The following is a 16,523-nucleotide window of genomic DNA, read 5'->3' as shown; positions in this document are numbered from 1 at the left end:
ACTAATGACACTAACCCAAATCCACGCCCTGCTTGCCGTACTGGAGTACGGCGGATTTACCGAAGCCAGCAAACGGCTATACATGACGCAATCCGCCGTCAGCCAGGCCATCTCCGCGCTTGAGGAGGAGCTCGGCGTTGACATATTGATTCGTGAGCGTCGTAAAGAGATTGAGCTTACCGCCGCCGGTAGCCGCATCGTCAGGCACTTACGCGCGATCCAGCGCGACGTCAACGCGGTAAAAGAGATTGCCGAACAAGAAAAAAAGAACCCGGCCCGTACGCTACGGATTGGCTGTTTTCCCAGCGCCTGCGCCTGCATTTTACCCGGCGTCATTCGCTATTTTGAAAGCCATCATCCAAATGTAAAAATTATCCCTTATGAAGAGAACAGTACGGCTATTATTGATTCGCTGCAGGACGGAAGTATTGATGCCGGTTTCGTTCCTTTTCCGGTCAACGGTATGTATTGCGTCCCCATTTACCGGGATAAATTCACCGTAGTGGTGCCTGAAAATCATCCCCTGGCGGCCAATAGTACGGTAACGGTCGAAGAACTGATGGACGAACCACTTATTGTCAGTAAAGGTCGTTATGAATTAAGCATTATGGCGTTGTTTAAAGAAAAGGGTATTGAGCCGATATTTAAATATGAATTTAACCATCCCGATACTGCGCTGAATTTTATTCGCCAGGGATTAGGTATCGCCTTATTGCCAGAATTAACCTTAAAAGCCACGACAGGAAAATTATGCTCCGTGGCGCTGGAACCCACCTTTTATCGACAAATTTCCCTGTTAGCAAAAGAACCGCCGGTAGAAGGAAGTCCGCTATTTTTATTACAAAAATGTATGGAAACACTGACCGATGAGGGGTTGCTATAAAACAACCCCGCCTGATGGCATTGCGTTTACCAGACTTACTCTGGCAAACGTTGCGCCAGGCCGGATGAGGCGTTTATGCCCTCATCCGGCGCGTCACTTCGACTATGTCAAACCTTTAGTCATTTTTTTGCAGGAACATGACCGCCTTATCCGGGAAGTCAGTGAACAGCCCGTCGACGCCCGCCTTGTTATACAGGATGTCGTACAACTGATTGACGTCTGTGGCATAGTCCGGCAATTGATCGGCACGCACAGTGTAAGGATGCACTACCATCTTATTCTGATGCGCGTCCTGCACCATTCCAGTCAGCTTGATATTCCCTTTCGTTGAGCCTTCCGCAACCAGCATATGGTAATCCGGACCAATACCGTCCGCATATTCCGCCACCTGCTTCATAGCGCCCGGCTTAAACATCCAGTCGTAGTTGTAATTTACCCAACGACCGTCCGGCTGTTTCTGCTGTGTTTCATTCCAGTCGGTATACGCAATAAGTTGAACCAGATTGAGATCCATCCCCATTTTGGGTTCCAGTTCATTCTTAATACGTTTCAGCTCAGCGACATCAAAACACTGCAAATAGACATTGTCCTGCTTGCCGGTGTAACCATACTTCTTCAGCACTTCCAGCGTTTTCGCGGCAATATCTTTCCCTTCCTGATGATGGAACCACGGCGCTTTAATTTCCGGATAAATACCGATATTTTTACCGGTAGAGTGATTTAATCCCTGAACGAATTCAATTTCCTCTTCAAAGGTATGAATGCGGAAATCAGATTTTCCCATCGGGAAACGGCCCGGATAAGTTTGTACTTTTTTGCCGTTTTCAATATCAAACCCTTCGGTAAACTTCAGGGATTTAATTTCATCCAGCGTAAAATCGATAGCGTAATAGCGCCCATCTTTACGCGCCCGGTCCGGAAAACGATCAGCGACGTCAGTCACCCGGTCAAGGTAGTGGTCATGGAGGACGACCAGATGGTCGTCCTTTGTCATCACTAAATCCTGTTCCAGATAATCTGCCCCTTGCGCATACGCCATCGCTTTCGCCGGTAGCGTATGCTCCGGCAGATAACCGCTGGCGCCACGGTGGGCGATAACGACTTTTTCAGCCGCCACGGCGCCGCTTCCGATGGTCATTCCTGCCAACATTAACGCCACGCTAAGGTTTTTCAGTGTGGTTTTCATGTTATTAGCCTCCGTTGCGTTTTAACTGCAGCTCATCATGATGGCGTTTTTCGCCAATCATCACGACCACCAGCAGGATTACCGCCAGAATGCTGCCGCCAATCATCACCATAAAGCCGCCATCCCAACCGAAGAAGTCAACGGTATAACCCACAATGGCGCTTGCAGCGACAGAACCGCCCAGGTAACCAAACAGACCGGTAAAGCCCGCCGCCGTACCCGCCGCTTTTTTCGGCGCCAGTTCCAGCGCGTGCAGACCGATCAACATTACCGGGCCGTAGATCAGGAAGCCGATGATAATCATACAAGCCATATCAACATTCGGGTTCCCTGCCGGGTTCATCCAGTAAACGATGGTCACGATAGTCACCAGGGTCATAAAGAACACGCCGGTCGCGCCACGGTTGCCGCGGAAGACTTTATCCGACATCCAGCCACACAGCAGCGTGCCCGGAATACCCGCGTATTCATACAGGAAGTAGGCCCAGGAGGATTTATCCAGTGCGAAATGCTTCACTTCTTTCAGGTAGGTCGGCGACCAGTCGAGGATACCGTAGCGCAGCAGGTAGACGAACACGTTGGCGATAGCGATGTACCACAACAGTTTGTTTGGCAGTACGTACTGCATGAAGATCTGCTTCGCAGTCAGCTCTTCTTCCGCTTTTTCGTTGTAGTCGTCCGGATAGTCGTTTTTATACTCTTCGATAGGCGGCAGACCGCAGGATTGCGGCGTATCGCGCATCATTGCGAAAGCGAACAGCGCCACCACAATCGCGCCAAAGGCTGGCATATAGAGCGCCGCTTTCCAGTCGTTAAACCACGCCATCCCCAGCAGGAACAGCAGTGGCGGGATCCCGCCGCCGACGTTATGCGCACAGTTCCAGACCGACACAATGCCGCCGCGTTCTTTCTGCGACCACCAGTGAACCATCGTACGTCCGCACGGCGGCCACCCCATCCCCTGGAACCAGCCGCAAAGGAACAACAGCACAAACATCACGGCGATGCTGGATGTCGCCCACGGCACAAAGCCCATAAACAACATGACTGCTGCGGCCAGAATCAACCCTGCCGGCAGGAAAACGCGCGGATTCGAGCGATCGGACACCGAACCCATTATAAATTTCGAAAAACCATAAGCGATGGAAATCCCGGACAGCGCAAAGCCCAGATCGCCGCGTGAAAAACCCTGTTCTACCAGGTAGGGCATCGCGAGGGCAAAGTTCTTGCGCACCAGATAATACGCGGCATAGCCAAAGAATATCCCCAGGAAAATCTGCCAGCGTAATCGGCGATAGGTCGGATCAATCTCCGCCGCTGGCAAGCGCGCTTTATGCGGCGCTGGTTTAAAAATACTCAACATATTGTAGCCTCCGTGGCCCGTATTTTATTTAGAGGTAAACACCGCAGTTTGTTCAAACAACCCCGCTGCTCCCAGTGTGGCCGCGATGTTAAGTAAAGATACGTCACGTTAATGTGAATTACAGCACATATTGTTACAGTTTTATGACCAATGTTCAGAAAGGCGCACGAAATCACGTTTCATTTTCGAATAGTGAGCGATTATGCGCGAAATCAAACATTCCATATGATTTGTATGGCTAAATGATAAAAAACGAACTGTGAGGAAAAACAATGAAAACTCGCGACTCGCAAGCAAGTGACGTGATTATCATTGGCGGTGGAGCAACAGGCGCAGGGATCGCCCGCGACTGCGCGCTGCGCGGTTTACGTGTCATTCTGGTGGAACGGCATGATATAGCGACCGGCGCGACCGGGCGTAACCACGGACTGCTGCACAGCGGCGCTCGTTATGCGGTTACCGACGCGGAATCCGCGCGCGAGTGCATTAGTGAAAACCAGATTTTAAAACGGATCGCCCGCCATTGCGTCGAACCGACGGATGGTCTGTTTATTACGTTGCCGGAAGATGATCTTGCGTTTCAGGCCACCTTTATTCGCGCCTGTGAAGCGGCGGGCATTCGCGCTGAAGCCATCGATCCGCAGCAGGCTCGCATCATCGAACCTTCCGTTAACCCTGCGCTCATCGGTGCGGTAAAAGTGCCGGATGGCACCGTGGACCCTTTCCGCCTTACCGCCGCCAATATGCTGGATGCCAGAGAACATGGCGCAATCGTGTTAACGGCGCATGAAGTGACCGGGCTCATTCGTAAAGGCGCAACGGTCTGCGGCGTCCATGTGCGCAACCATCTCACTGGCGAAATCCAGACGCTTCACGCGCCGGTGGTGGTCAATGCGGCAGGTATCTGGGGGCAACGGATCGCCGAATACGCCGACCTGAGTATTCGCATGTTCCCGGCGAAAGGCTCGCTGTTGATCATGGACCATCGGATCAACCAGCATGTCATTAACCGCTGCCGGAAACCATCGGATGCCGACATTCTGGTACCTGGCGATACGATTTCACTGATCGGCACCACCTCTACCCATATTGATTACAATGAGATAGACAGCAACCGCGTCACCGCAGATGAAGTCGATATCCTGCTGCGTGAAGGGGAAAAACTGGCCCCTGTCATGGCGAAGACGCGTATTCTGCGCGCGTATTCCGGCGTCCGCCCGCTGGTGGCCAGCGATGACGATCCCAGTGGTCGTAACGTCAGTCGCGGTATTGTGTTGTTCGACCACGCCGAGCGCGACGGGCTTGAAGGCTTCATTACCATTACCGGCGGGAAGCTAATGACTTACCGCCTGATGGCGGAATGGGCGACCGATGCCGTGTGCCGCAAGTTGGGCAATACTCGCCCCTGCATCACGGCGGATACGCCGTTGCCTGGCTCAAAAGAGTCTACAGAACATACGCTGAAACGCATTATCTCGCTTCCCGCGCCGCTACGCGGATCGGCGGTTTATCGGCATGGCGATCGCACGCCGGGGTGGCTGAGTGAAGGCCGCCAACACCGTAGCCTGGTCTGTGAATGCGAGGCCGTCACGGCGGGGGAAGTGCAGTATGCCGTCGAAAACTTAACCGTGAATAGCCTGCTGGATCTGCGCCGTCGCACCCGCGTAGGGATGGGCACTTGCCAGGGCGAGCTATGCGCCTGCCGCGCAGCCGGGCTATTGCAGCGTTTTAATGTGACGACCGCGGCGCAATCTATTACGCAACTCTCTGAATTTCTGAATGAGCGCTGGAAAGGCGTACAACCTGTCGCCTGGGGAGACGCGCTGCGCGAAAGCGAATTCACGCGCTGGGTTTATCAGGGATTATGCGGTCTGGAGAAGGAGCACCAGGATGAAATTTGATACGGTTATTATGGGCGGCGGTCTCGCCGGTTTGCTATGCGGACTGCAACTCCAGCAGCATGGATTACGCTGCGCCATCGTCACCCGCGGACAAAGCGCGCTGCATTTTTCCTCCGGCTCGCTGGATCTACTCAGCGCCCTGCCCGACGGCCAACCGGTGACCGACATTACCGCCGGGCTTGATGCGCTGTGCCGCCAGGCGCCTGAACATCCTTATTCGCGTTTAGGCGCGCAAAAAGTCCTTACGCTGGCGCAACAAGCGCAAACGCTACTTAACGCCAGCGGCGCGCAGTTATACGGTGACGTACAGCAGGCGCACCAGCGTGTCACGCCGCTTGGCACATTGCGTTCAACCTGGCTTAGCTCGCCGGAAGTACCGGTCTGGCCGTTATCCGCACAGCGAATTTGCGTCGTCGGCGTTAGCGGATTACTGGATTTCCAGGCGCACCTTGCGGCAGCGTCGCTGCGCCAACGCGACCTCAACGTGGAAACCGCAGAAATCGACCTTCCGGAACTGGACGTACTGCGTGATAACCCGACGGAATTTCGCGCGGTCAATATTGCGCGTCTGCTTGATAACGAAGAAAAATGGCCGCTGCTGTACGACGCGCTGTCGCCAATAGCGACAAACTGCGACATGATCATCATGCCCGCCTGTTTCGGGCTGGCGAACGATACGCTGTGGCGCTGGCTTAACGAACGTCTGCCCTGCGCGCTCACGCTGCTGCCGACGCTGCCGCCATCGGTGCTCGGTATTCGTCTGCACAATCAGCTCCAGCGCCAGTTTGTCCGTCAGGGCGGCATCTGGATGCCGGGCGATGAAGTGAAGAAAGTCACCTGCCGTCGCGGTACCGTGAGCGAAATATGGACCCGCAACCATGCCGATATCCCACTGCGCCCGCGTTTTGCCGTACTTGCCAGCGGTAGCTTCTTTAGTAGCGGTCTGGTTGCCGAGCGCGAAGGGATCCGCGAACCTATTTTAGGGCTCGACGTACAGCAAACGGCCACCCGCGCCGAATGGTATCAACAACATTTCTTCGACCCACAGCCCTGGCAGCAGTTTGGCGTCGTGACGGATGACGCCTTCCGCCCCTCCCTTGCGGGCAACACGGTAGAAAATCTGTATGCAATAGGTTCTGTGCTGGCGGGATTCGATCCTATAGCTGAGGGATGCGGCGGCGGTGTCTGCGCAGTCAGCGCCCTCCAGGCCGCGCACCATATCGCTGAGCGTGCAGGAGAACAGCAATGAGCGACACACGTTTTGAAAGTTGTATTAAATGTACGGTGTGCACCACCGCGTGCCCGGTCAGCCGCGTTAATCCTGGCTACCCTGGCCCTAAACAGGCCGGACCGGATGGCGAACGCCTGCGTCTGAAAGACGGCGCACTGTATGATGAGGCGCTGAAATATTGCATTAACTGCAAACGGTGTGAGGTCGCCTGTCCGTCGGACGTGAAGATTGGCGATATCATCCAGCGCGCCCGCGCGAAATACGATACGACGCGCCCGTCATTGCGTAATTTTATTCTCAGCCATACCGATCTGATGGGCAGCGTTTCAACGCCGTTCGCGCCGGTGGTCAATACCGCCACCGCATTAAAGCCAGTGCGCCAGTTGCTTGATTACGCGCTCAAAATCGATCATCGCCGCACCTTACCAAAATACTCTTTCGGCACCTTCCGCCGCTGGTATCGTAGCGTGGCGGCGCAGCAGGCTAAATACAAAGATCAGGTCGCCTTTTTCCATGGCTGTTTTGTGAATTACAACCATCCGCAGCTCGGAAAAGATCTGATTAAGGTGCTGAACGCAATGGGTACTGGCGTACAGTTACTGAGTAAAGAGAAGTGTTGCGGCGTACCGCTGATCGCTAACGGTTTTACGGATAAAGCTCGCAAACAGGCTATCAGCAATGTGGAGTCGCTACGCGAGGCGATTGCCGTCAAAGGTATTCCGGTCATCGCCACGTCATCCACCTGTGCGTTTGCGTTGCGCGATGAATATCCTGAAGTGCTGGACGTGGACAACGCCGGGCTGCGCGAACATATCGAGCTGGCCACCCGCTGGCTATGGCGCAAACTGGATGCCGGGAAAACGCTGCCGCTTAATCCTTTGCCGCTGAAAGTGGTCTACCATACGCCGTGTCATATGGAAAAAATGGGCTGGACGCTTTACACGCTTGAACTGTTGCGGCAAATTCCGGGGCTTGAATTGACGGTACTTGATTCACAGTGCTGCGGCATTGCCGGTACGTATGGATTTAAAAAGGAAAACTATCCGACATCACAGTCCATCGGCGCGCCACTGTTCCGCCAGATTGAAGAGAGCGGCGCCGACATTGTCGTCACCGATTGTGAAACCTGTAAGTGGCAAATTGAGATGTCTACAAGCAAACGCTGCGAACACCCCATTACGCTACTGGCCCAGGCGCTCGGCTAAGTAAAAAGCGCCGGAGCCCCTCCGGCGCCATTACCCTACTCACCAGGGCCGATTTTCCATCAGACATATACCCTTCATACTTCAAGTTGCTTATGTGTTGGCTACGGATTATTTTGGGTATAAACGCGGATGTCTCTTTGCAATAACCTGCCCTATTTGGTTAACCATGACCGCTAACCCACGGTGGCATGACAGATAACGACGTTACTGTTTATAGAGCAATATCTCTTGTATCGACGCGTTACCAGCCTCCTTTAAAGAGGGGGATAACTGAATATCCCCAATAATAATTGAGTGTTATGTGAATAATAAGAAAATCAGGTCTATGCCTGATTTAATATATCCCCCGCTAATAATAATATTTTTACAAATAATTATACATTACATCATATTCGCTACTTTCACTTACCAGGAAACAGAGCAAAATGAATATATGTGTAAATTCACTTTACCGATTGAGCATACCGCAATTTCACAGCTTATATACAGAAGAGGTGAGCGATGAGGCGCTTACATTGTTGTTTAGCGCCGTAGAGAACGGTGATCAGAATTGTATTGATCTGTTATGCAATCTTGCGTTACGCAACGATGACCTGGGGCATAGAGTTGAGAAATTTCTTTTTGATCTCTTTAGCGGGAAAAGATCGGGATCATCAGATATAGACAAAAAAATCAATCAGGCTTGCCTTGTATTACATCAAATCGCCAATAACGATATAACAAAAGATAATACTGAGTGGAAAAAGCTACATGCCCCTTCCAGATTACTTTATATGGCAGGTTCCGCGACAACCGACCTTTCTAAAAAAATAGGAATAGCACATAAAATTATGGGCGACCAGTTCGCTCAGACAGATCAAGAACAGGTAGGAGTTGAAAATCTTTGGTGTGGTGCGCGAATGTTGTCGTCAGATGAGCTAGCAGCTGCAACGCAAGGTCTGGTTCAAGAATCACCTCTTCTCTCGGTAAACTATCCTATTGGGCTGATTCATCCTACCACCAAAGAAAATATATTAAGCACTCAGCTACTTGAAAAGATTGCTCAATCAGGATTATCTCACAATGAAGTCTTCCTGGTAAATACAGGAGATCACTGGCTTCTCTGTTTATTTTATAAACTTGCAGAAAAAATAAAATGCCTTATATTTAATACTTATTATGATTTAAATGAAAATACTAAGCAAGAGATTATAGAAGCAGCAAAAATTGCAGGCATATCAGAAAGCGATGAGGTTAATTTTATTGAAATGAATTTACAGAACAATGTACCCAACGGCTGTGGTCTATTTTGTTACCATACAATTCAACTCTTATCGAATGCCGGACAAAACGATCCTGTTACCACACTACGAGAATTTGCGGAAAAATTCTTAACGCTTTCAGTAGAAGAACAAGCACTATTTAACACCCAAACCCGGCGGCAAATATATGAATACAGTCTCCAGTAATGGTGAGTACTTAGAGCCTATCCCATTAGGCTCTTATCCTGAAATGATGCTCTGCGAAGAATTTATAAGTATATAAGGATGGGAAGGCCAAGCCTTCCCACTAAAAGTTCTATGCCGTCAATGATTCAACCACGTCTATCCAGCCATGCTCGCTGGTAATGTCCTCGCCATTAAGCCAACGGCGCAGCATATTTAGCGCCATCACCGCACAAACCTCCTGACGTATTGCCAGACTATACCGATAGGCGCTAAGACGCATGCGTAAGGCATACGTGCCATCCGGCATTTTTCTCAATAACTACGTTTTGCCGTGCTTACTGACTGAACAGATTTAAACATCGCCAACCTGCTGTCCAGCGCCTCGGTGTAGAGCATCGTATCTACCCCGACCGCGACAAAATTCGCGCCCCACGCCAGACATTTCTGCGCCATTGCCGGATCGACCGCCAAAAAACCCGCCGCTTTTCCGGCGGCGCGAATACGATAAATACACGCTTCAATGATCCGCTGCACTTCCGGGTGTCCGGCATTATCGGGGTAACCCAATGAAGCAGAGAGATCTGCCGGACCGATAAAGACGCCATCAATGCCTTCAACCTCCAGAATCGCGTCAAGGTTTTCCAGCGCCACTTTGCTTTCAACCTGCACCAACAGGCAGAGCGACTCATTGGCCTGTGCCATATAGTTGTCGATTCTCCCCCAGCGAGCCGCACGCGCCACGCTCGCGCCAACGCCTCGTTGCCCCAACGGCGGGTATCGGGTAGCGGAAACGACCTGGCGCGCCTGTTCTGCGGTGTCAACCATCGGGATCAGTAGCGTTTGCGCCCCGATGTCCAGTACCTGTTTAATGAGCGCTTTACTTCCCTCGATCGGGCGAATCACCGGCTGGCTGGCGTATGGGGCGATGGCCTGTAACTGATGATACAAGTCCTGCACCGTATTAGGCGCGTGCTCGCCATCTATTAACAACCAGTCATAACCCGACGTCGCCGCAATCTCCGCCATATAAGAGGTGGTTGAACTGAGCCACAAACCAATTTGCGTATCCCCTTTACGTAATCCTTCTTTAAAAGGATTTGATAACAATGCGTTCATAGCGATCCTTACAACGTAGATAAGATTAATGATGCGCAGCGCCGGATTGCGCCACCGGACGATTAACGCTCAGCGTGAAGATAATTAATGAGCCAATGATGGCGACTCCGGCCAGCGTCAGCAGGCCCGCCGCATCGCTGGCAAACAACGTTTCCGCTTTTACGCGCAGAATTGGGGCAATAAAACCGCCCACAGCGCCAAACAGATTAACGAAACCAATTCCTGCCGCCAGAGCCGTACCGGAAAGTAGCTGCGTTGGCATGGTCCAGAATACGGGCTGAACGGCAATAAATCCTACTGCTGCAACACAGAGCGCCAGAATAGCGAGCACCGGAGAAACCAGACCTGACAGGCCAATGCCAATGCCCGCAGCCAGTAGCGTCACTGCCGCAACGTTACGGCGATCGCCGGTACGGTCGGAGTAGCGAGGAATAAGCCATGTGCCAAGCAAAGCCGCCACCCAGGGAACCGCTGTTACCACCGAAGCGGTAAAGCCCACTTTAGTGCCCAATAGCGCGGCAACCTGGGTCGGCAGGAAAAAGATGAGTCCGTATACCGCCACCTGAATCGTCAGATAAATAATAGCCAGTTGCCAGACGCGTCCATTACGCAGCGCATCCGCAAGCCTTGACGTGACCTTTTTTTCTTCTTCGCTCGCCAGTTGCCTGATAAGCGCGTTCTTTTCTTCCAGGCTAAGAAAACGCGCCTGCTGCGGAGTGTCATCAAGCCAGAAAAAGGTGAATATCCCTGCGCCAATCGCCAGTAGGCCTTCGATAACGAACATCCAGAACCATCCCGGGTGCCCCATAAAACCATGCATCTCCAGCAGAGCGCCGGAGAGCGGCGAACCCAACGTTAACGCCAGCGGCGCGCCCATATAAAATAGCCCCATAATGCTGGCACGGTTACGCTGCGGGAACCATTGTGAAGTTAGATAGATCATGCCGGGGAAAAATCCAGCCTCCGCCGCGCCCAATAGCGTGCGGATTATCAGAAATTTTGCTTCACTATCCGCCCAGGCCATCGCAGCAGAGAGAAAGCCCCACAGCAGGGTAGTCGTGCCGATCCAGGTTCTTGCGCCAAATTTGCGCATCAGCAGGTTAGCCGGTACGCCAAGGAAAGCGTAAACCACAAAGAAAATACCGGCCCCTAGCGCGTAGGCTTCATTACTTAGCCCGGTATCTATCTGATAGGTCTCTTTGGCAAAACCAATATTTGAACGATCCAGAAACGCCAGTACATACAGTGCCAACATAAAAGGAATTAAACGTGCGCGGTTTTTCTTCACTACGCCGTCAAGTAAAGTGATGCTCATAGCAATATCCTCAACAGGATGAGGGCGTTGCCGTACAAAGGCAACGCACGAGTTATTAGTGGCTATAAGGGCGTTTCAAGTGACAGTCACGGTTAAGCTCGACGCCGAAGCCCGGCTTATCCAGCACTGATTTATGGATGCGTCCATTCACCGGCACCGGCTCATCCAGGAGAATCGGGTCAAATTGCGGACGCAGGGTGGAACAGTCCGGGCTGGTCATCAGGAACTCGCTGAAAGGGGTATTAGTGAAAGTAATAACTGCATGGTGCGAATAGACAGACGAACCGTGCGGCACCACCAGTTGCCCGCGCGATTTGGCAAGCGCGGCGATCTCAACCAGCGTGGTTAATCCGCCGCACCAACCAACATCCGGCTGCATAATATCAATGCCGGTTTCTGCCAGAGTGCGGAAGGATTGCAGCGTACCATGGTGTTCGCCGCTGGTAACCATCATCCCTGCAGGCGCGTTGCGTTTTAATTCGCGATAGCCTTCATACTGCTGCGGCGGCAGACACTCTTCAATCCATTTGAGATTAAATGGCGCACAGGCGTGAGCCAGTTTAGTCGCATAGTTCACATCCTGACTCATCCAGCAGTCGAGCATCAGCCAGAAATCCGGCCCGCACTTTTCACGCATATCCGCCACCATCGCGGCATCTTTACGGATCCCCGCATCACCATCGTGCGGCCCCCAGTGAGTCGGCATTTTACCGCCGATAAAGCCCATTTCTTTAGCCAGATCCGGGCGTGCGCCGGTGGCGTAAAACTGAATTTCATCGCGCACCGCTCCGCCCAGCAATTTATAAACCGGCAGCCCAACCACCTTGCCAAACAGATCCCACAGCGCCAGATCCACACAGGAAATCGTGTTCATCACCAGACCGCCGGAACCGGAGTAGTACATGGTCGCGCCGAGCATCTGATCGTGAATAAGTTTGATATCGCTTACGCATTTGCCTTCAATAAACCGGTTAAGATGTTTTTCTACGATAAAACAGCCCATCTCCCCTGCTGTCGAAACGGCGAACCCCGTCTGCCCATTTTCCGCCTCTACTTCGACAATCAGCGTCCCTAACACGTTGATTCCAAAAGACTGACGAGACTGCTCATAGTCGCGATATTTGCTCATGGGAGTGGCGATATGGTCATCAATCCAGTGATTTCCTCCCTGGTCGTGATAATCCCCGCCGCCAGCCCCTTTCTCTGCGGTAGCGCCCCCAATAAACCAGGCTCGAACGTGTTTAATTTTAGGAAGAGTCATAATATTCTCCATTTTAAGATGCGAGTGAGTCGAAGGGACTTTTCCATCCCAACAGGCGTGAAATATCTTTGGCACAGGCAATAGCTTTACCGGCCAAATAATCAAGATTCTCTTCGTTGATTTGCAGGCGCGTGCCGACCACTGAAATTGCCGCGGTCAGTTCGTTTCTGGCATTAAATACCGGTGCGGCAACGCAGCGGACATCCGGATAATCCTCCCCGTTATCAAAGCTCCATCCACGCTGGCGAATGCGTTCCAGCTCATCATTCAATTGTTGCGGCTCGGTGATGGTGGTCAGCGTGGCTCGCTCCCATACCAGTTGTTCAATAATGGCTTTGCGTACGGCGGCCGGCTGCCATGCCAGCAGGCATTTGCCGATGCCGGAACGATAAAGAGAGAGGCTTTTCCCCTCATGCGAGCGCACGCTGATAGTGGATGAGGATTCCACTTTCAGTATGTAATACGCATTTTCGTGGTCGATGATCCCCAAGTGACACAGCAGCCCGGTTTCATCCATCAGTTGTGTTAGACGAGGACGCGCCAGCTCCCGCAGATCCATCTTGCTGAGCGCATGACCCGACAATTCAACGAGCTTAGTCCACAGGCAGTAGTTATCCTGATGATCGAGGCTAATAAATCGCTGACGTTTTAATTCATTCAACAGCAGGTACGCGGTGCTTTTTGGAATACGCAGCGTTTCAATAATGATTGCCGCGCTGCATGGGCCAATACGCGCGATCAAATTGAGGATGTCGATTGCGCGGGTAAGAGCCGGGACTTTACTTGATTCCAACATATTGGACTCCAGTCTGAGACACTGGAATCAGTGTGAAAGGTCAGTAGGGAAAAAATTGTGAAGCGCGTCAAAGCTTATCCGCCTTCCAACGGAGTGGAAGGGTTAACCATATAAATGTGAATTAACGCACGTATTACTTTGTATTCAGTACAATTGGCTGGACAAAAAAGCAGATGATATTGCCGGATAATGGCATAGCGGCCTTATCCGGCTCACGATGTCGTTCCCATCGCAGATAAGAGAAAGGGATTATGATGTCAATGATTCAACCACGTCTATCCAGCCATGCTCGCTGGTAATGTCCTCGCCATTAAGCCAGCGGCGCAGCATATTTAGCGCCATCATCGCGCAGACCTCCTGACGTATTGCCAGGCTATACCGATTGGCGCTAAAACGCACGCGTAAGGCATACGTGCCATCCGGCGTCGCCAGCGCGAAATTAAGATGTTCGTTTTCCAGCCCCGACACGGCCAGCGCCAGACCGGCATAATGATTGCTGCGCCGTTCTGTCGTCCAGTGCGCCGTTTGCGCCAGCGTCTCTTCCTGAGAAGGAACGACTTCGCTGGCAAGAACAGGCGCCCCGGCGCGGGAAAGCTGTAGCGCCAGTAAGCCGCTGGTGTATTGCTCGCTCAACGTCAGACTCAACTGCCTTTCCTGCAGGCGGCGGGCTATTTGCGCCGGCAGGTTTTCCGTACCTTCAAAAATCAGGTTCTGCCCGGCAACCCGTTTGACCTCTGGCCATAACGCCAGCATCGCCTCCCGTTGCGTAGCCGGGCCGGTCAATTTCAGTTCAATGATCGGCATTGATGAGCGATACCCCATCGTCACGCCGGGCGGAAACGGCAGTGAATCGAGACGCTGCGCGAGGTCACTTTCTGAACGTCCAAAAGTCGTTAACCGCAGGCAAAGCGGCGGCTCCGGCAGCGAAAAACGCGCGCGTAACCGCGGTAAGATTTCCTTCTCCACCATAACCTTAAATTCAGACGGTACGCCGGGGGTGAAAAACATCAGGCAGCGGTTGAGCTGTAGCGCAAATCCACAGGCAGTGCCGACCGGATTATTAATAAACTCCGCGCTGGCAGGCAGTTCCGCCTGTTTACGGTTGCTCGGCGCCATCACGCGGCCACGCTGCTGAAAGTAGCGTTCCATTTCGGTCAGCCACGCCTGGTGCAGTACTAATCCTTCGCCTTTTGCCGTTGCCGCGGCGAGCGCGCTTAAATCATCGCTGGTCGGCCCTAACCCGCCATTAACAATCAAAACATCAGCATGTTGACTGCGTTCACGCAAGATAGCGACCAGACTGTCCAGATTATCGCCTACCGTATTTCGCCGTGATAACGGAACGCCCTGATGAAAGAAAAAATCAGCCAGCCAGGCGGCATTGGTGTCAACGATTTGTCCGTGCAACACCTCATCCCCGGTGGATAGCATTTCCACATTTAGCATTGTGTTCTCCTGCTCTTATGATGAAAACACTATAACGCAAAGAGGAATAGGACGTGGAAAGAAGAATGACGGGAAAAGGAGGAATATGGCGCGACGATTGCCGCGCCGTTAGCATCAAAAGCTGGCGTTTACGCCAACATAAGGGCCGTCAGCAATCGCATTATCGCGGTTGCCGTCTTTACCCGCCAGGTTCAGGTAACGATAACCGGCTTCAATGCTCAGCGGGCGCATAATGGTGAAACGCGCGCCTGCATTCGCTTCTTCATAACTGTCGATACCGCTGGACAGCGAATCTGGTGAATAATAATACTCGCCGAACAGACGGAAGCTGTTGCCGATTTTCCATTGTAGCCCACCGCCGACAGCCGCCGCATATCCTTCATCGCTGTCTTTCGGATTGGTATAAATACCTTTACCGCCTACCGTCGCCAGCAGCGGTCCCACCGGAATGTTCAGCCCCAGACCCACGCCCGCAGCGTCGCCATCATCATCGTTGTGCATCCAGTTGCCGCTTAGCGCCAGTCCCGTCGATTCCGTACCAAAACCCACGCCAATGTTGGTGTAATCTTCGCCCGCCTGGCCGCTAATACTGATGGCCTGCGCCGATGCAGAAACGAACAGCATTCCGGCAAAACCTAATAATATGCTTTTTTTCATTTTTACCCTTTCCAGCAAGCACATAAAGAAAAACTCCCCAAAACGGCAGAATTGTACTGCCAGACGCTGAGGAATCAATGCACTAAAAAACCATTCCAAAAACATATTGTAACGAAATACTACTTTCGCCATGCCGCATCATTGCGCCATCACATGGCGACGCCTGCATCAACAGGATTAACAAAAAACGCAGTCTGCGTTATCGCTTCCATTTTTCACAAAGAATTTCGCAGAATGATTTGTTAAGCTGACGACCTGGTGGTTTAAGGAAGCGACTTATGCGTCAACGAACTATAGTTTGCCCATTAATTCAAAATGATGGCTGTTATCTGCTGTGCAAAATGGCCGACAACCGCGGCGTCTTTCCCGGTCAGTGGGCGCTGTCGGGCGGCGGGGTCGAGCCAGGCGAACGCATTGAAGAGGCGCTGCGTCGGGAGATTCGGGAGGAACTCGGCGAACAACTGATTCTGAGCGATATTACGCCGTGGACCTTCCGCGACGATATCCGCGTTAAAACCTACGCTGATGGCAGACAAGAAGAGATTTATATGATTTATCTCATCTTCGACTGTGTTTCCGCTAACCGCGATATATGTATTAACGACGAATTTCAGGACTACGCCTGGGTCAAGCCAGAAGAACTGGCGCTGTATGATTTGAATGTAGCGACACGCCACACATTAGCATTGAAAGGGTTATTATAATGACGACAGCCGCTTCAGGCTGTCTTTACGCT

The 16,523-nt window shown here is 52.1% G+C and carries 15 protein-coding genes; 6 read left to right on the top strand and 9 right to left on the bottom strand.

Going from position 1 to position 16,523, the window contains the following annotated elements; all coding sequences use genetic code 11:
* Window positions 1-4 precede the first annotated feature (4 nt).
* Window positions 5-883, top strand: a complete 879-nt coding sequence (locus J4728_RS09650) for a LysR family transcriptional regulator (protein WP_000176719.1) — start codon at window positions 5-7, stop codon at window positions 881-883.
* Between the two features lie 115 nt (window positions 884-998).
* On the opposite strand, the gene glpQ is transcribed toward J4728_RS09650, so the two are convergent.
* Both glpQ and glpT read right to left on the bottom strand, forming a co-directional pair.
* A complete protein-coding gene (glpQ, locus tag J4728_RS09645) occupies window positions 999-2,069 on the bottom strand; it encodes a glycerophosphodiester phosphodiesterase (RefSeq protein ID WP_000858952.1) in 1,071 nt (356 codons plus the stop codon).
* 4 nt (window positions 2,070-2,073) lie between these two features.
* Window positions 2,074-3,432, bottom strand: a complete 1,359-nt coding sequence (gene glpT, locus J4728_RS09640; RefSeq protein WP_208211662.1) for a glycerol-3-phosphate transporter — start codon at window positions 3,430-3,432, stop codon at window positions 2,074-2,076.
* 272 nt (window positions 3,433-3,704) lie between these two features.
* Between glpT and glpA the strand changes: the two genes are divergently transcribed.
* From glpA to sseL, 4 genes are all read left to right on the top strand, one after another.
* On the top strand, window positions 3,705-5,333 hold the full coding sequence (gene glpA / locus J4728_RS09635; RefSeq protein WP_208211660.1) for an anaerobic glycerol-3-phosphate dehydrogenase subunit A: 1,629 nt from the start codon (window positions 3,705-3,707) through the stop codon (window positions 5,331-5,333).
* Complete coding sequence (gene glpB, locus J4728_RS09630; protein ID WP_000667146.1) at window positions 5,323-6,582, top strand: glycerol-3-phosphate dehydrogenase subunit GlpB; 1,260 nt, start codon at window positions 5,323-5,325, stop codon at window positions 6,580-6,582. The genes glpA and glpB overlap by 11 nt, the downstream gene beginning before the upstream one ends.
* Complete coding sequence (glpC, locus tag J4728_RS09625; protein WP_208211658.1) at window positions 6,579-7,769, top strand: anaerobic glycerol-3-phosphate dehydrogenase subunit GlpC; 1,191 nt, start codon at window positions 6,579-6,581, stop codon at window positions 7,767-7,769. Before glpB ends, glpC begins: the two co-directional genes overlap by 4 nt.
* 425 nt (window positions 7,770-8,194) lie before the next feature.
* Window positions 8,195-9,217: an SPI-2 type III secretion system effector deubiquitinase SseL gene (gene sseL / locus J4728_RS09620; protein ID WP_001017720.1), complete on the top strand. Its 1,023-nt coding sequence runs from the start codon at window positions 8,195-8,197 to the stop codon at window positions 9,215-9,217.
* Between the two features lie 109 nt (window positions 9,218-9,326).
* Here sseL and J4728_RS09615 read toward each other — a convergent pair whose 3' ends face one another.
* The 7 genes from J4728_RS09615 to J4728_RS09585 form a co-directional block, all read right to left on the bottom strand.
* Complete coding sequence (locus tag J4728_RS09615) at window positions 9,327-9,503, bottom strand: hypothetical protein (RefSeq protein WP_001112764.1); 177 nt, start codon at window positions 9,501-9,503, stop codon at window positions 9,327-9,329.
* 5 nt (window positions 9,504-9,508) lie between these two features.
* On the bottom strand, window positions 9,509-10,312 hold the full coding sequence (gene yfaU / locus J4728_RS09610; RefSeq protein WP_000992941.1) for a 2-keto-3-deoxy-L-rhamnonate aldolase: 804 nt from the start codon (window positions 10,310-10,312) through the stop codon (window positions 9,509-9,511).
* A gap of 25 nt (window positions 10,313-10,337) precedes the next feature.
* A complete protein-coding gene (locus tag J4728_RS09605) occupies window positions 10,338-11,627 on the bottom strand; it encodes an MFS transporter (protein ID WP_000028931.1) in 1,290 nt (429 codons plus the stop codon).
* 55 nt (window positions 11,628-11,682) lie between these two features.
* The gene (rhmD, locus tag J4728_RS09600) at window positions 11,683-12,888 is read right to left on the bottom strand and encodes an L-rhamnonate dehydratase (protein ID WP_001530644.1); all 1,206 of its coding nucleotides are present in this window, start codon (window positions 12,886-12,888) and stop codon (window positions 11,683-11,685) included.
* A gap of 13 nt (window positions 12,889-12,901) precedes the next feature.
* The gene (locus J4728_RS09595; protein ID WP_000894170.1) at window positions 12,902-13,684 is read right to left on the bottom strand and encodes an IclR family transcriptional regulator; all 783 of its coding nucleotides are present in this window, start codon (window positions 13,682-13,684) and stop codon (window positions 12,902-12,904) included.
* A gap of 249 nt (window positions 13,685-13,933) precedes the next feature.
* Window positions 13,934-15,130, bottom strand: a complete 1,197-nt coding sequence (locus tag J4728_RS09590) for a nicotinamide mononucleotide deamidase-related protein YfaY (RefSeq protein ID WP_208211656.1) — start codon at window positions 15,128-15,130, stop codon at window positions 13,934-13,936.
* A 114-nt stretch (window positions 15,131-15,244) separates the two neighbouring features.
* Window positions 15,245-15,787: a YfaZ family protein gene (locus J4728_RS09585; protein ID WP_001670658.1), complete on the bottom strand. Its 543-nt coding sequence runs from the start codon at window positions 15,785-15,787 to the stop codon at window positions 15,245-15,247.
* Between the two features lie 278 nt (window positions 15,788-16,065).
* On the opposite strand from J4728_RS09585, the gene nudI reads away from it, so the two are divergent.
* The gene (gene nudI / locus J4728_RS09580; protein WP_001249902.1) at window positions 16,066-16,491 is read left to right on the top strand and encodes a nucleoside triphosphatase NudI; all 426 of its coding nucleotides are present in this window, start codon (window positions 16,066-16,068) and stop codon (window positions 16,489-16,491) included.
* Window positions 16,492-16,523 lie beyond the last annotated feature (32 nt).

It is taken from the genome of Salmonella sp. 32070601201500089SM (assembly GCF_017573605.1).
GTDB lineage: Bacteria > Pseudomonadota > Gammaproteobacteria > Enterobacterales > Enterobacteriaceae > Salmonella > Salmonella enterica.
The sequence above is the reverse complement of the archived record's forward strand: the minus strand, read 5'-3'. Positions and strand labels throughout refer to the sequence as shown.

Bases quoted from the DNA above. Each gene is read 5' to 3' on its own strand.
- J4728_RS09650 (WP_000176719.1), top strand. From the start codon at position 5: ATGACACTAACCCAAATCCACGCCCTGCTTGCCGTACTGGAGTACGGC.
- glpQ (WP_000858952.1), bottom strand. From the start codon at position 2,069: ATGAAAACCACACTGAAAAACCTTAGCGTGGCGTTAATGTTGGCAGGA.
- glpT (WP_208211662.1), bottom strand. From the start codon at position 3,432: ATGTTGAGTATTTTTAAACCAGCGCCGCATAAAGCGCGCTTGCCAGCG.
- glpA (WP_208211660.1), top strand. From the start codon at position 3,705: ATGAAAACTCGCGACTCGCAAGCAAGTGACGTGATTATCATTGGCGGT.
- glpB (WP_000667146.1), top strand. From the start codon at position 5,323: ATGAAATTTGATACGGTTATTATGGGCGGCGGTCTCGCCGGTTTGCTA.
- glpC (WP_208211658.1), top strand. From the start codon at position 6,579: ATGAGCGACACACGTTTTGAAAGTTGTATTAAATGTACGGTGTGCACC.
- sseL (WP_001017720.1), top strand. From the start codon at position 8,195: ATGAATATATGTGTAAATTCACTTTACCGATTGAGCATACCGCAATTT.
- J4728_RS09615 (WP_001112764.1), bottom strand. From the start codon at position 9,503: ATGCCGGATGGCACGTATGCCTTACGCATGCGTCTTAGCGCCTATCGG.
- yfaU (WP_000992941.1), bottom strand. From the start codon at position 10,312: ATGAACGCATTGTTATCAAATCCTTTTAAAGAAGGATTACGTAAAGGG.
- J4728_RS09605 (WP_000028931.1), bottom strand. From the start codon at position 11,627: ATGAGCATCACTTTACTTGACGGCGTAGTGAAGAAAAACCGCGCACGT.
- rhmD (WP_001530644.1), bottom strand. From the start codon at position 12,888: ATGACTCTTCCTAAAATTAAACACGTTCGAGCCTGGTTTATTGGGGGC.
- J4728_RS09595 (WP_000894170.1), bottom strand. From the start codon at position 13,684: ATGTTGGAATCAAGTAAAGTCCCGGCTCTTACCCGCGCAATCGACATC.
- J4728_RS09590 (WP_208211656.1), bottom strand. From the start codon at position 15,130: ATGCTAAATGTGGAAATGCTATCCACCGGGGATGAGGTGTTGCACGGA.
- J4728_RS09585 (WP_001670658.1), bottom strand. From the start codon at position 15,787: ATGAAAAAAAGCATATTATTAGGTTTTGCCGGAATGCTGTTCGTTTCT.
- nudI (WP_001249902.1), top strand. From the start codon at position 16,066: ATGCGTCAACGAACTATAGTTTGCCCATTAATTCAAAATGATGGCTGT.